Genomic DNA, 14,107 nt, shown 5'->3' with positions numbered 1-14,107 from the left:
CGAATGAAACTCTACAACCTTAAAGATCATAACGAGCAGGTCAGCTTTGCGCAGGCGGTAACGCAGGGTTTGGGCAAAAATCAGGGGCTGTTCTTCCCCCACGACCTGCCGGAATTTCAACTGACTGAAATCGATGAACTGCTTAAGCAGGACTTTGTCACCCGCAGCACCAAAATTCTGTCTGCGTTTATTGGCGACGAAATCCCGCAGGAGCTGCTCGAAGAGCGCGTGCGCGCGGCGTTTGCTTTCCCGGCCCCGGTGAAGCAGGTGGAGCCTGACGTTGGCTGTCTGGAGCTGTTCCACGGCCCGACGCTGGCGTTCAAAGATTTCGGCGGTCGCTTTATGGCGCAGATGCTGACCCACATCAGCGGCGACAAACCGGTGACCATCCTGACCGCGACCTCAGGTGATACCGGTGCGGCGGTGGCTCATGCGTTCTACGGCCTGAAAAACGTCCGCGTGGTGATCCTCTATCCGAAAGGCAAAATCAGCCCGCTTCAGGAAAAACTGTTCTGCACTCTTGGGGGCAACATTGAAACCGTGGCGATCGACGGCGATTTCGATGCCTGCCAGGCGCTGGTGAAGCAGGCCTTTGATGACGAAGAGCTGAAGGCGGCGCTGGGGCTGAACTCTGCCAACTCCATCAACATCAGCCGTCTGCTGGCGCAGATCTGCTACTACTTCGAAGCGGTGGCCCAGCTGCCGCAGGACGCGCGCAATCAGCTGGTAGTTTCTGTGCCAAGCGGGAACTTCGGCGATCTGACGGCGGGCCTGCTGGCGAAATCACTCGGCCTGCCGGTGAAGCGCTTTATCGCCGCTACCAACGCCAACGACACCGTGCCGCGTTTCCTGAAGGACGGAAAATGGGCGCCGAACGCGACGCAAGCCACGCTCTCCAATGCGATGGATGTGTCACAGCCTAACAACTGGCCGCGTGTGGAAGAGCTGTTCCGCCGTAAGGTCTGGCGTCTGGGCGACCTGGGCTACGCAGCGGTGACGGACGAAACCACGAAAGCCACCATGCGCGAGCTGAAAGCGGTGGGCTATACCTCTGAGCCGCACGCGGCGATTGCCTATCGTGCCCTGCGCGATCAGCTTCAACCGGGTGAGTATGGCCTGTTCCTCGGTACCGCCCATCCGGCCAAGTTCAAAGAGAGCGTGGAAGCGATCCTGGGTGAAACGCTGCCGCTGCCAAAAGAGCTGGCCGAGCGCGCCGACCTGCCGTTGCTGTCCCATGAGCTGCCCGCAGACTTTGCCGCACTGCGTAAGCTGATGATGACCCGAGCGTGAGTTTATTGCCCGGTGGCGGCTACGCCTTACCGGGCCTGGAACATTTCAGAAAGTAGGCCGGGTAAGGCGAAGCCGCCACCCGGCTTTTTTATGGAGAAAATAAGGAGAAAAACAGCAGGAAAAAAGCAGAAATTCCCAATAAATGCGGTTACTTAGGGTTTAGGATTGCAGAGAATAACATCCACCGTTCCCATCACGTACTCTCCTTACATCGGCCCACGTTGGGCAAGAAGAATAAGGAGTCACCTATGTCTACACTGAAACCTGCACTTATCGCGCTTTCACTGATGCTGGTCGCTCCCATGGCGGTGCAGGCAGCTGAGATCACCCTCGTCCCTGCGGTAAAACTGCAAATTGGCGATCGGGATAATAACGGACACTACTGGGATGGCGGCCGCTGGCGCGACCATGACTGGTGGAAAGCGCACTATGACTGGCGCGATAACCACTGGCGTCCGCACGATGAACATCGCGATCGTCACGATCATCACCGTCATGACGATCATCGCCCGGGGCCGGACCGGAAGCACCATTAACACAAACCCCGCCAGCTGGCGGGGTTGTCTTTTATTGCTCGTGACGCTTAAACACCAGCTCGTTTTTTCCTGACGATGCCTCGTCGAAGAAATACCCTTCACTGTTAAAGCCAGTGAGCTGCTCTGGCTTCGTCAGGCGGTTTTGAATGATGAAGCGGCTCATCAGACCGCGCGCTTTTTTGGCGTAGAAGCTGATCACTTTAAATTTGCCGTTTTTCTCGTCGAGGAACACCGGCTTGATAATGTCCGCATTCAGCTTTTTCGGCTTCACCGATTTGAAGTACTCATCGGAGGCCAGGTTGATCACCACGTTGTCCCCCTGGGCTTGCAGCGCCGCGTTAAGCTTATCGGTAATGACATCGCCCCAGAACTGGTACAAATCTTTGCCTTTGGCGTTTTCCAGGCGGATACCCATCTCCAGACGATATGGCTGCATCAGATCCAGCGGGCGCAGCACCCCGTACAGGCCGGATAACATGCGCAGATGCTGCTGGGCAAAATCGAAATCGGCTTCGCTAAACGTTTCTGCTTGCAGGCCAGTGTAGACGTCACCTTTGAAGGCCAACAGCGCCTGGCGGGCGTTAGCGGGCGTGAAGTCAGGCTGCCACTCGTGAAAACGGGTGGCGTTCAGGTCGGCGAGTTTATCACTGATGCTCATCAGCGAAGCGATTTGCGGAGCCGAAAGCTTACGCGCCTCGTGGATCAGCTGTTGCGAGTAGTCCAGCAATTCCGGCTGGGTATAACGCTCAGTGGCGAGCGGGCTCTGGTAGTCGAGCGTTTTGGCAGGTGAAATCAGAATCAGCATATCCAGTCCTTGCAGGAAATTTAGAGCGACTTTAACAAAAAATCGCCCTGAATTGATCGATAGCTGTTATTGCCGCGGCAAATCATCCCAGGTGCCAGGGGCAATTTGTGATTCGATTTCGGGATAGCGTGAGGCGTCAAAAACGGGCTGTACGCCGAGCTTGCGCTGACGCAGATAATCGCGCGCGATCAGCGCTACAACCGGTGAAAGAAGCAAAATTGCCGTCAAATTGGTGATGGCCATCAGCGCCATAATGACATCCGCCAGTTGCCAGATCATCGGCATGCTGAGCAGGCAACCGACAAATACCATCGCCAGCACACCCGCGCGAAGGATGTTGCGGGCCAGACGCGAGTCAACTTTCAGGAAAATAAGGTTGTTCTCGGCATAGATATAGTTCACCACAATAGAACTGAAGGCAAAAAGCCCCACGACAAGGGCGACAAGGCCTGCGCCCCAACCGCCGACGAGTGAGACCAGCGCCTGTTGTACCCAGTGAATGCCTGCTGTACTGCCGGATGGATGTTCAACGGCGCCGGACAGCAACATTATCATCGCACTGGCGGAGCAGATAACAATGGTGTCTGTGAAGACGCCTATCATCTGTACAATGCCCTGCGCGGCGGGATGCGGGGGCCAGGATGCGGCCGCTGCGGCGGCATTCGGCGTGGAGCCCATTCCCGCTTCGTTGGAGAACATGCCTCGCTGAAAACCCGCAGTGAGAGCCTGGCTAAGGGTGTAACCCAGCGCGCCGGAAGCCGCTTCGCGCCAGCCGAACGCGCTTTGGAAAATGGTGACGATGACGTTCGGCACTTCGTCGATATGTATCGCGCATACCAACAGGCTGGTTGACACCCACAGCAGCGCCATCAGCGGAACCAGCCACTGCATCAGGCGGGCTACCCCTCTCAGCCCGGTCACAATGGTCAGCAGGGTGAGAAGGGCAAGCGCGCTGCCCGTCAGCCACTCCGGACAATTGAAGGCAAAGCGCAGCGCGTGGGCGACGGAATTAGCCTGAACGGTATTGAAAATAAGACCATAGGCCATCAGTAAAAAGATTGAGAACAGGACGCCCATCCAGCGCATTCCCAGTCCGCGAGCCATATACCAGGCGGGGCCGCCGCGAAATTGACCGTTGCCGTCTTTTTCTTTGTAGAGCTGCGCAAGCGAGCATTCAGCAAAGGAGGTGGCCATACCGATAATCGCCGTCACCCACATCCAGAATACCGCGCCCGGACCGCCCGCGCCGATTGCCAGCGCGACACCGGCCAGGTTACCGCTGCCGACGCGCGCGGCCAGGCTGGTACAGAGCGCCTGAAATGAGGTCAGGCCGCCCGGCTGTGGTGTGACGCTGTTTTTCAGACTTCTGCCAAATTTGCGAATATAGCGAAACTGAATCAGTCCGCTGCGCCACGTAAACCAGATACCTGCTCCTGAAAGCAGGTATATCATGATAGAACCCCAGAGGACTTCGTTAATAAAGAAAAAGAAATCAGGCACTAACGTCCCTCTTGTTGATGCCAACGTGAATATGTAAGCGCTACCACTGATTGTGCATGCTGTTACTTAGCAGCCTGTTAATATTCTGAGTTTATCATACTCTGCCTAAGCGCACTGTCTGCGGTTGCGCTGCCTCTCACTCGTGTTATCATCAGGGCAGACCGGTTACATCCCCCTAACAAGTAAACCTGTCATTTTTCCGCTGCTGGCAGGCTGTCGGTAGTGTGAATTATCCAGGGAACGTTAAAAGAGAAACACTATCATGACGGATAAATTGACCTCCCTTCGTCAGTTCACCACTGTCGTCGCTGACACCGGAGATATTGCGGCAATGAAGCTGTACCAGCCGCAGGATGCTACAACCAACCCTTCTCTGATCCTTAACGCCGCGCAGATCCCTGAGTATCGCAAACTGATCGACGAGGCGGTGACCTGGGCAAAAGCACAGAGCAATGACCGCGCGCAGCAGGTTGTAGATGCGACTGACAAACTGGCAGTAAACATCGGTCTGGAAATCCTGAAGCTCGTTCCTGGCCGTATCTCTACTGAAGTTGATGCTCGCCTGTCCTACGACACCGAAGCGTCTATTGCCAAAGCAAAACGCCTGATCAAACTGTACAACGATGCGGGCATCAGCAACGACCGTATCCTGATCAAACTGGCCTCTACCTGGCAGGGCATTCGCGCCGCTGAACAGCTGGAAAAAGAAGGGATCAACTGTAACCTGACTCTGCTGTTCTCCTTCGCACAGGCGCGTGCATGTGCCGAAGCTGGCGTATACCTGATTTCTCCGTTTGTGGGCCGTATTCTGGACTGGTACAAAGCCAACACCGACAAGAAAGAGTATGCGGCGTCTGAAGATCCAGGCGTGATTTCCGTGACAGAAATCTACGAATACTACAAACAGCACGGCTATGAGACCGTTGTTATGGGCGCAAGCTTCCGTAACGTCGGTGAAATCATTGAGCTGGCTGGCTGTGACCGCCTGACCATCGCCCCTGCGCTGCTGAAAGAGCTGGCAGAAAGCGAAGGAGCTATCGAGCGTAAACTGTCCTACACCGGTGAAGTGAAAGCGCGCCCAGAGCGCATCACCGAGTCCGAGTTCCTGTGGCAGCACAACCAGGATCCAATGGCCGTAGATAAACTGGCGGACGGTATCCGTAAGTTTGCTATCGACCAGGAAAAACTGGAAAAAATGATCGGCGACCTGCTGTAATCATTCTGCGTGACCGGGTTCCCGGTCACGCCTCTTTCCCCCGCCTCTGTCTGAATTTTCTCTCTGCGTGTATCATTCCCTTTAATCAGTACTTTTTGAATGGAATGGATATGAATACCTTACGCATCGGCTTAGTGTCGATTTCTGACCGCGCCTCCAGCGGTGTTTATCAGGATAAAGGCATCCCTGCTCTGGAAGCGTGGCTGGGCAGCGCGCTCACTACCCCGTTTGAGATCCAGACTCGCCTGATCCCGGACGAGCAGCCGATCATCGAGCAGACCCTGTGTGAGCTGGTGGATGAGATGAGCTGCCACCTTGTGCTGACGACGGGCGGAACCGGCCCCGCGCGCCGCGATGTAACGCCGGACGCGACGCTGGCTATCGCCGATCGTGAAATGCCGGGCTTCGGTGAACAGATGCGCCAGATCAGTCTACACTTTGTCCCGACGGCCATTCTTTCCCGTCAGGTCGGGGTGATCCGCAAACAGGCGCTGATCCTGAACCTGCCGGGGCAGCCGAAGTCGATAAAAGAAACGCTGGAAGGAGTAAAAGCCGAAGACGGGAGCGTTATCGTCCACGGTATCTTTGCAAGTGTACCGTATTGTATACAACTGCTTGACGGTCCGTACGTGGAAACTGACGGCAATGTGGTAGCAGCATTTCGCCCTAAAAGCGCTCGCCGCGAAACAATCTCCTGAAAATGCTTTAAATGTGACATTAGCGCCAGCCGCAGTAGCGTGTAAATGGATTTACGATATAGTAATTTTTTCTTTACGATTGCTGTAAAAAATAATCCACAACACATGCACAATGGTTCGCTATGTCACATAACACCCGACCTCTGAATCGACAGGACTACAAAACCCTCACGCTCGCTGCTCTGGGCGGCGCGCTGGAGTTTTACGACTTCATCATCTTTGTCTTCTTCGCCGCCGTCGTGGGGGCGCTGTTTTTCCCGGCGGATATTCCTGAATGGCTGCGTCAGGTGCAAACCTTCGGCATTTTCGCTGCCGGGTATCTGGCGCGTCCGCTGGGCGGCATTGTTATGGCGCACTTTGGCGATCTGGTTGGGCGCAAGAAGATGTTTACCCTCAGCATCCTGCTGATGGCCGTGCCGACGCTGGCGATTGGCCTTTTGCCTACCTATGAGTCGATGGGCATTATCGCCCCGTTATTGCTGCTGCTGATGCGTATTCTCCAGGGCGCGGCCATCGGCGGGGAAGTGCCGGGCGCGTGGGTGTTTGTCGCTGAGCACGTCCCGGTGCGCCGCATCGGCATTGCGTGCGGAACGCTGACCGCAGGGCTGACGATTGGGATCCTGCTTGGCTCCGTGGTTGCAACCATCATCAATACCAGCATGACGCAACAGGCCGTTCACGACTGGGGCTGGCGTATCCCGTTCCTGCTGGGCGGGGCGTTTGGGCTGGTGGCAATGTACCTGCGACGTTGGTTGCAGGAGACGCCAGTATTTCTGGAAATGCAGCAGCGGAAGGCGCTGGCGCAAGAATTGCCGGTAAAAACCGTAGTAGTGCGGCATAAAAAAGCGGTAGTCGTGTCGATGCTTCTGACCTGGCTGCTGTCTGCGGGTATCGTGGTGGTCATTTTGATGTCGCCGGTCTGGCTGCAAAAACAGTACGGTTTTGCGCCTGCTGTGACGTTACAGGCGAACAGTATCGCGACAATTATGCTCTGCTTTGGCTGTCTGGCCGCGGGACTGGCGGCGGATCGTTTCGGTGCCAGCGTGACCTTTATTGTCGGCAGCCTGCTGCTGGCCGCGTCGAGCTGGGCATTCTACCATCTTGCGGGCAGCCATCCTGAACAGTTGTTCCTGCTGTACGGCATCGTCGGGCTGTGCGTGGGCGTCGTTGGCGCCGTACCGTACGTAATGGTCCGCGCCTTCCCGCCGGAGGTACGCTTCACCGGCATCTCTTTCTCTTATAACGTCTCGTATGCCATTTTCGGTGGGCTGACCCCGATTGTGGTCACGGTGTTGATGGGGCTGTCACCCCTTGCACCTGCATGGTACGTGCTGGCGTTATCGCTGATGGGGCTGGTATTGGGGATGTGGCTTCGCCAGTCAGAGGGATGTCGTGCCCGCGACGCGGGCACGACAGAGGGATCAGTGTTTTTCACCAATCGGTAATACGGTGCGGCCGAACTGCTCGTTCAGCACTTCACCCATTGCCAGGTAGATAGCGCTTGCGCCGCACACCAGACCGACCCAGCCGGCAACGTGAACGATGCCTTCGTTATCCGCCAGGTGACCCGCGGCAAGCAGAGCGAACAGCACGGTCAGGCTCAGGAAGACGAATTGCAGCGCGCGGTTCGCCTTCAGGGTGCCGAAGAACATGAACAGGGTGAACACGCCCCACAGTCCCAGGTACACGCCCAGGAAATGGGCGTTTGAAGCATCTGCCAGGCCCATTTTAGGCATCAGCAGAATGGCGACCAGCGTCAGCCAGAACGAACCGTAAGAGGTAAAGGCGGTTAAGCCGAAGGTATTGCCTTTCTTATATTCCAGCAGGCCCGCGAAAATTTGCGCGATACCGCCGTAAAAAATACCCATCGCCAGGATTACGCCGTCCATCGGGAACATCCCGATGTTGTGCAGGTTCAGCAGAATGGTGGTCATGCCAAAACCCATCAGGCCCAGCGGAGCCGGATTAGCCAACTTAGTGTTGCCCATAAGTCCTCAAAAAAATCATCATTAATATGGTGAAATGGTTAAACCCGCGCCAGTTCTCCCTGACGGGGCGCGGCATCATAATGGGCGGCATCGGCGCCGTCTATGATCTCATCGGGGTGAAATTAAAAAATTTTTTATCCTTCCCCCTTGATGGATGCCGTTGTGACCCCATCTTGTAAGCAACCGCAGTGTGTGGACCTGAAAAAAATCAAATCTGGGCAGTTGAAAAAGCACGTTCTGCCCTTATTACAGGTACACAACCACATGTTGACTGAATTTTTAGTGGAGACGTTTAGATGGGTAAAATTATTGGTATCGACCTGGGTACTACCAACTCTTGTGTAGCGATTATGGATGGCACTACTGCACGTGTGCTGGAGAACGCCGAGGGCGATCGCACCACGCCTTCTATCATTGCTTATACCCAGGATGGTGAAACTCTGGTTGGTCAGCCGGCTAAACGTCAGGCAGTGACAAACCCGCAAAACACCCTGTTTGCGATCAAACGCCTGATTGGCCGCCGCTTCCAGGACGAAGAAGTTCAGCGTGACGTTTCCATCATGCCTTACAAAATCATCGCAGCCGATAACGGCGATGCATGGCTTGATGTGAAAGGCACCAAAACTGCACCTCCGCAGATCTCTGCTGAAGTGCTGAAGAAAATGAAGAAAACCGCGGAAGATTACCTGGGTGAACCGGTAACTGAAGCTGTTATCACCGTACCTGCTTACTTCAACGATGCTCAGCGTCAGGCAACCAAAGATGCTGGCCGTATCGCAGGTCTGGAAGTAAAACGTATCATCAACGAACCAACCGCAGCAGCACTGGCTTACGGTCTGGATAAAGAAGTTGGTAACCGTACTATCGCGGTTTACGACCTGGGTGGTGGTACCTTCGATATCTCTATTATCGAAATCGACGACGTTGACGGCGAAAAAACCTTCGAAGTTCTGGCAACCAATGGTGATACCCACCTGGGTGGTGAAGACTTCGATACCCGTCTGATCAACTACCTCGTTGACGAGTTTAAGAAAGATCAGGGCATTGACCTGCGTAACGACCCGCTGGCCATGCAGCGCCTGAAAGAAGCCGCTGAGAAAGCGAAGATCGAACTGTCTTCCGCTCAGCAGACCGACGTGAACCTGCCGTACATCACCGCAGACGCGACCGGTCCAAAACACATGAACATCAAAGTGACCCGTGCGAAACTGGAAAGCCTGGTAGAAGACCTGGTGAACCGTTCTATCGAGCCGCTGAAAGTTGCATTGCAGGACGCTGGCCTGTCCGTGTCTGATATTCAGGACGTTATCCTGGTAGGTGGTCAGACCCGTATGCCAATGGTTCAGAAGAAAGTTGCTGAATTCTTTGGTAAAGAGCCACGTAAAGACGTGAACCCGGACGAAGCGGTTGCTATCGGTGCTGCGGTTCAGGGTGGTGTTCTGACGGGTGAAGTGAAAGACGTACTGCTGCTGGATGTTACTCCGCTGTCACTGGGTATCGAAACCATGGGTGGCGTGATGACTCCGCTCATCAACAAAAACACTACTATCCCGACGAAACACAGCCAGGTGTTCTCCACCGCTGAAGACAACCAGTCTGCGGTAACCATCCATGTGATTCAGGGTGAGCGTAAGCGTGCGGCGGATAACAAATCTCTGGGTCAGTTCAACCTGGACGGTATTAACCCGGCACCACGCGGCATGCCACAGATCGAAGTCACCTTCGACATCGATGCTGACGGTATCCTGCACGTGTCTGCGAAAGACAAAAACAGCGGTAAAGAGCAGAAGATCACCATCAAGGCATCTTCTGGCCTGAACGAAGCGGAAATCGAAAAAATGGTTCGTGATGCCGAAGCTAACGCGGAATCCGACCGTAAGTTCGAAGAGCTGGTTCAGACCCGTAACCAGGGTGACCATCTGCTGCACAGCACCCGTAAGCAGGTTGAAGAAGCGGGCGATAAACTACCAGCGGAAGACAAAACTGCGATCGAAACTGCACTGAGCGCGCTGGAAACGTCTCTGAAAGGCGAAGACAAAGCGGACATTGAAGCGAAGATGCAGGAGCTGGCACAGGTTTCTCAGAAGCTGATGGAAATCGCTCAGCAGCAGCACGCACAGCAGCAGGCGGGCGCTGATGCTTCCCAGAACAACGCGAAAGACGACGATGTTGTCGACGCTGAGTTCGAAGAAGTGAAAGATAAAAAATAATCGCCCTGATGCAGGGTAATTAATCGGCACGGGCGTAGGAGTATTCTCCACGCCCGTGCTCGCATGTTAAGGGGCTTAAAAAAACCAATGGCAAAGCAAGACTATTACGAGATTTTAGGCGTTCCGAAAACTGCGGAAGAGCGTGAAATCAAAAAGGCATATAAGCGCCTGGCCATGAAATTCCACCCTGACCGTAACCAGGGTGACAAAGAGGCTGAAGCCAAATTTAAAGAGATTAAAGAAGCCTACGAAGTCCTGACCGATGCACAAAAACGTGCGGCTTATGACCAGTATGGTCACGCGGCCTTTGAACAGGGCGGCATGGGCGGCGGTGGATTTGGTGGCGGCGGCTTCGGCGGCGGCGCTGATTTCAGCGACATCTTTGGCGATGTATTTGGCGATATCTTCGGCGGCGGTCGTGGTCGTCAGCGCGCGGCGCGCGGCGCAGATCTGCGCTATAACATGGACCTGACGCTGGAAGAAGCGGTTCGTGGCGTAACCAAAGAGATCCGTATCCCGACGCTGGAAGAGTGTGACGTTTGCCACGGCAGCGGCGCGAAAGCGGGGACTCAGCCACAGACCTGTCCAACCTGTCACGGTTCCGGTCAGGTGCAGATGCGCCAGGGCTTCTTCGCGGTGCAGCAGGCCTGTCCGCATTGTCATGGTCGCGGTACGCTGATTAAAGATCCGTGCACCAAATGCCACGGTCACGGTCGCGTGGAGAAAACCAAAACGCTGTCCGTTAAGATCCCGGCAGGCGTGGATACGGGCGACCGCATCCGTCTGGCAGGTGAGGGGGAAGCGGGCGAGCACGGCGCACCGGCAGGGGATCTGTACGTTCAGGTTCAGGTTAAACAGCACGCCATCTTCGAGCGTGAAGGTAACAACCTGTACTGTGAAGTGCCAATCAACTTTGCGATGGCGGCGCTGGGCGGCGAAATCGAAGTGCCGACGCTGGACGGTCGCGTTAACCTGAAAATCCCTGGCGAAACCCAGACCGGGAAGCTGTTCCGCATGCGCGGCAAAGGCGTTAAATCCGTTCGCGGTGGCGCGCAGGGTGACCTGTTATGCCGCGTGGTCGTTGAAACGCCGGTCGGCCTGAACGACAAGCAGAAACAGCTGCTGAAAGAGCTTCAGGAGAGTTTTGGTGGCCCGACGGGTGAGAAAAACAGCCCGCGCTCCAAAAGCTTCTTCGATGGCGTCAAAAAATTCTTCGACGATTTAACCCGCTAACCTGCCAGCTGGTTACTATCCTTTAAAGCCCGGAAGCGATTCCGGGCTTTTTGCTTTATAGCGTTATTCCTCGGTTAAACTGAATCTATAACCAATATTAATCTGTTTTTACCGATCTGTTTGCGCTGATATTATGGTTTTACCGAGGTATTGTTGTAAAAGAGAGTTTAAACGTGAAATTACTACACCGTTTCTTTAGCAGTGAGGCATCCGGCGGCGTCATCCTGATTATTGCTGCTGCAGCCGCCATGCTGCTCGCCAATATGGGCATGACGCGCGATCTCTATCACGCATTTCTGGAAACCCCCGTCGAGCTGAAGGTCGGGGCGCTGGAAATTAACAAGAACATGCTGCTGTGGATCAACGATGCGCTGATGGCGGTGTTCTTCCTGCTGGTAGGCCTGGAGGTCAAACGTGAGCTGGTGATCGGTTCTCTTGCCAGCCGTCAGCGCGCGGCGTTTCCGGTGATCGCGGCGATTGGCGGGATGATCGTTCCCGCGTTGCTCTTTCTCGCGTTTGCGTGGCAGGATCCGGTTGCGCGTGACGGCTGGGCGATCCCGGCCGCAACGGATATCGCGTTTGCGCTCGGGGTCTTAGCCTTGCTCGGTAGCCGCGTCCCGGTAGCACTGAAAATTTTCCTGATGGCGCTGGCGATTATCGATGACCTGGGCGCTATCGTGATTATCGCGCTGTTCTACACCAGCGATCTGTCGGTTCTGTCGCTGAGCGTGGCGGCCGTGGCTATTGCGGTGCTGGCGTTGCTGAACGTCTTCAACGTCCGACGCACGGGTATTTATATTCTGGTGGGGATGGTGCTGTGGACGGCGGTGCTGAAGTCTGGCGTGCATGCCACGCTGGCGGGCGTCATCGTTGGCTTCTTTATTCCGCTGAAGGAGCAGGACGGCAAATCGCCTGCCAGACAGCTGGAGCATGTGCTTCATCCGTGGGTGGGCTTTATGATCCTGCCGCTGTTTGCATTTGCCAACGCGGGTGTTTCCCTGGCCGGTGTTACCCTGGACGGACTCACCTCTGTGCTGCCGCTGGGTATCATCGCTGGTTTGTTTATCGGTAAGCCGCTGGGTATCAGCCTGTTCTGCTGGCTGGCGCTGAAGCTGAAGCTGGCGTCATTGCCAAACGGAACCACCTTTAGTCAGATTATGGCCATCGGCGTGCTGTGCGGTATTGGATTCACCATGTCGATCTTTATCTCGACGCTGGCGTTTGGTGCCAGCGCGCCTGAGCTTATCGTCTGGGCGAAACTCGGCATTCTTATCGGGTCGTTACTGGCCGCGGTTATTGGTTATACCTTGTTGAAGGTGAAGTTGTCCGGACAGGCTGTCCAGGCATAACAGGAAACCGGGAGAAGGGAAGCCTTCTCCCGATAAACTATCAGGGAGTGAAAACGTGATGTCTCATTTGAACTATAACCATCTCTATTACTTCTGGCATGTCTACAAGCAGGGCTCGGTCGTGGGAGCGGCAGAGGCGCTCTACCTGACACCACAAACTATTACCGGGCAAATCAAAGCCCTGGAAGAGCGCTTACAGGGCAAGCTTTTTAAGCGGAAAGGACGTGGCATTGAGCCGAGCGAGCTGGGCGAACTGGTGTTCCGCTATGCGGACAAGATGTTCACCCTGAGCCAGGAGATGCTGGATATCGTTAACTATCGCAAAGAGTCGAACCTGCTCTTTGACGTGGGCGTGGCGGATGCGTTGTCCAAACGGCTGGTAAGCGGTGTGCTGGATGCGGCGGTGGTGGAAGATGAACAGATTCATTTACGCTGCTTTGAGTCCACTCACGAGATGCTGCTGGAACAGCTGAGCCAGCATAAGCTGGATATGATTATCTCGGACTGCCCAATCGACTCCACGCAGCAGGAAGGTTTGTTCTCGGTGAAAATTGGCGAATGCGGCGTCAGTTTCTGGTGCATTAATCCGCCGCCGGAAAAACCGTTTCCTGCCTGCCTGGAAGAGCGCCGCCTGCTGGTGCCGGGTAGGCGGTCTATGCTCGGACGTAAGCTGCTGAACTGGTTTAACTCGCAGGGGCTGAACGTGGAGATCCTCGGTGAGTTCGACGATGCGGCTTTGATGAAGGCTTTTGGCGAGGCGCACAACGCTATCTTCGTTGCCCCGACGCTGTACGCGCACGATCTCTATTCAGACGACAAGATTACCGAGATTGGCAGGGTGGATAACGTGATGGAAGAGTATCACGCCATATTCGCCGAAAGGATGATTCAGCACCCGGCGGTGCAGCGAATCTGCAACCGCGACTACTCGGCGCTGTTTACGCCGCCGGCAATCTGAAGACATAAAAAAACCCGCGTTAAGCGGGTTCTTTCAAACAAGCAACAACAAGTAGCGATTAAGCCAGTTTGTTGATCTGCGCGGTCAGGTTTGCTTTATGACGCGCTGCTTTGTTTTTGTGGATCAGACCTTTAGCAGCCTGACGATCCACGATTGGTTGCATTTCGTTAAATGCGTTCTGCGCTGCAGCTTTGTCGCCTGCTTCGATTGCTGCGTATACTTTCTTGATGAAAGTACGCATCATAGAGCGACGGCTTGCGTTGTGCTTACGAGCCTTTTCAGACTGAACGGCACGTTTCTTAGCTGATTTGATATTAGCCAAGT

Annotated in this window: 13 protein-coding genes; 9 read left to right on the top strand and 4 right to left on the bottom strand. The window is 55.0% G+C overall.

The window, feature by feature from the left end; genetic code table 11:
- The first annotated feature begins 3 nt into the window (after positions 1 to 3).
- Positions 4 to 1,290, top strand: a complete 1,287-nt coding sequence (gene thrC, locus AC4OVS_RS18905) for a threonine synthase (RefSeq protein WP_003856490.1) — start codon at positions 4 to 6, stop codon at positions 1,288 to 1,290.
- A gap of 248 nt (positions 1,291 to 1,538) precedes the next feature.
- Positions 1,539 to 1,826 (top strand): DUF2502 domain-containing protein, encoded by a 288-nt coding sequence (locus AC4OVS_RS18900; RefSeq protein ID WP_022646999.1) that lies wholly within the window; start codon positions 1,539 to 1,541, stop codon positions 1,824 to 1,826.
- A gap of 31 nt (positions 1,827 to 1,857) precedes the next feature.
- On the opposite strand, the gene yaaA is transcribed toward AC4OVS_RS18900, so the two are convergent.
- Both yaaA and AC4OVS_RS18890 read right to left on the bottom strand, forming a co-directional pair.
- Positions 1,858 to 2,631 (bottom strand): peroxide stress protein YaaA, encoded by a 774-nt coding sequence (gene yaaA / locus AC4OVS_RS18895; protein WP_023299288.1) that lies wholly within the window; start codon positions 2,629 to 2,631, stop codon positions 1,858 to 1,860.
- 66 nt (positions 2,632 to 2,697) lie between these two features.
- Positions 2,698 to 4,131: an alanine/glycine:cation symporter family protein gene (locus AC4OVS_RS18890; protein WP_023299289.1), complete on the bottom strand. Its 1,434-nt coding sequence runs from the start codon at positions 4,129 to 4,131 to the stop codon at positions 2,698 to 2,700.
- A 262-nt stretch (positions 4,132 to 4,393) separates the two neighbouring features.
- Between AC4OVS_RS18890 and tal the strand changes: the two genes are divergently transcribed.
- The 3 genes from tal to AC4OVS_RS18875 all read left to right on the top strand — a co-directional run bounded on the left by tal (position 4,394) and on the right by AC4OVS_RS18875 (position 7,490).
- Positions 4,394 to 5,347, top strand: coding sequence for a transaldolase (gene tal, locus AC4OVS_RS18885; RefSeq protein ID WP_003856481.1), 954 nt, complete (start codon positions 4,394 to 4,396; stop codon positions 5,345 to 5,347).
- A 110-nt stretch (positions 5,348 to 5,457) separates the two neighbouring features.
- On the top strand, positions 5,458 to 6,045 hold the full coding sequence (mog, locus tag AC4OVS_RS18880) for a molybdopterin adenylyltransferase (protein ID WP_003856479.1): 588 nt from the start codon (positions 5,458 to 5,460) through the stop codon (positions 6,043 to 6,045).
- 122 nt (positions 6,046 to 6,167) lie between these two features.
- Positions 6,168 to 7,490 carry an MFS transporter gene (locus AC4OVS_RS18875; protein ID WP_023305417.1) on the top strand — a complete coding sequence of 441 codons (1,323 nt, stop codon included), beginning with the start codon at positions 6,168 to 6,170 and terminating at the stop codon, positions 7,488 to 7,490.
- Here AC4OVS_RS18875 and satP read toward each other — a convergent pair.
- Positions 7,467 to 8,033 (bottom strand): acetate uptake transporter, encoded by a 567-nt coding sequence (gene satP, locus AC4OVS_RS18870; protein WP_022647004.1) that lies wholly within the window; start codon positions 8,031 to 8,033, stop codon positions 7,467 to 7,469. The genes AC4OVS_RS18875 and satP overlap by 24 nt on opposite strands.
- Before the next feature lie 296 nt (positions 8,034 to 8,329).
- Here satP and dnaK point away from each other — a divergent pair, with 296 nt between their 5' ends.
- From dnaK to nhaR, 4 genes are all read left to right on the top strand, one after another.
- Positions 8,330 to 10,243 (top strand): molecular chaperone DnaK, encoded by a 1,914-nt coding sequence (dnaK, locus tag AC4OVS_RS18865; RefSeq protein WP_006810169.1) that lies wholly within the window; start codon positions 8,330 to 8,332, stop codon positions 10,241 to 10,243.
- A gap of 87 nt (positions 10,244 to 10,330) precedes the next feature.
- Positions 10,331 to 11,476 (top strand): molecular chaperone DnaJ, encoded by a 1,146-nt coding sequence (gene dnaJ, locus AC4OVS_RS18860; protein WP_008502040.1) that lies wholly within the window; start codon positions 10,331 to 10,333, stop codon positions 11,474 to 11,476.
- Between the two features lie 173 nt (positions 11,477 to 11,649).
- Complete coding sequence (gene nhaA / locus AC4OVS_RS18855; protein WP_038415304.1) at positions 11,650 to 12,825, top strand: Na+/H+ antiporter NhaA; 1,176 nt, start codon at positions 11,650 to 11,652, stop codon at positions 12,823 to 12,825.
- 58 nt (positions 12,826 to 12,883) lie between these two features.
- Positions 12,884 to 13,783 carry a transcriptional activator NhaR gene (gene nhaR / locus AC4OVS_RS18850; RefSeq protein WP_003856462.1) on the top strand — a complete coding sequence of 300 codons (900 nt, stop codon included), beginning with the start codon at positions 12,884 to 12,886 and terminating at the stop codon, positions 13,781 to 13,783.
- A 58-nt stretch (positions 13,784 to 13,841) separates the two neighbouring features.
- Here nhaR and rpsT read toward each other — a convergent pair whose 3' ends face one another.
- Positions 13,842 to 14,105: a 30S ribosomal protein S20 gene (gene rpsT, locus AC4OVS_RS18845; RefSeq protein WP_003856458.1), complete on the bottom strand. Its 264-nt coding sequence runs from the start codon at positions 14,103 to 14,105 to the stop codon at positions 13,842 to 13,844.
- Positions 14,106 to 14,107 lie beyond the last annotated feature (2 nt).

The sequence above is a fragment of the Enterobacter sp. 4974935 genome (assembly GCF_058661735.1).
Note: the sequence above shows the minus strand (reverse complement) of the source record. Positions and strands in the feature narration are given on the sequence as shown.

Excerpts from the sequence above, each read along its gene's own strand:
- satP (WP_022647004.1), bottom strand. The coding sequence starts at position 8,033 with ATGGGCAACACTAAGTTGGCTAATCCGGCTCCGCTGGGCCTGATGGGT.
- thrC (WP_003856490.1), top strand. The coding sequence starts at position 4 with ATGAAACTCTACAACCTTAAAGATCATAACGAGCAGGTCAGCTTTGCG.
- AC4OVS_RS18900 (WP_022646999.1), top strand. The coding sequence starts at position 1,539 with ATGTCTACACTGAAACCTGCACTTATCGCGCTTTCACTGATGCTGGTC.
- dnaJ (WP_008502040.1), top strand. The coding sequence starts at position 10,331 with ATGGCAAAGCAAGACTATTACGAGATTTTAGGCGTTCCGAAAACTGCG.
- nhaR (WP_003856462.1), top strand. The coding sequence starts at position 12,884 with ATGTCTCATTTGAACTATAACCATCTCTATTACTTCTGGCATGTCTAC.
- dnaK (WP_006810169.1), top strand. The coding sequence starts at position 8,330 with ATGGGTAAAATTATTGGTATCGACCTGGGTACTACCAACTCTTGTGTA.
- mog (WP_003856479.1), top strand. The coding sequence starts at position 5,458 with ATGAATACCTTACGCATCGGCTTAGTGTCGATTTCTGACCGCGCCTCC.
- AC4OVS_RS18875 (WP_023305417.1), top strand. The coding sequence starts at position 6,168 with ATGTCACATAACACCCGACCTCTGAATCGACAGGACTACAAAACCCTC.
- yaaA (WP_023299288.1), bottom strand. The coding sequence starts at position 2,631 with ATGCTGATTCTGATTTCACCTGCCAAAACGCTCGACTACCAGAGCCCG.
- tal (WP_003856481.1), top strand. The coding sequence starts at position 4,394 with ATGACGGATAAATTGACCTCCCTTCGTCAGTTCACCACTGTCGTCGCT.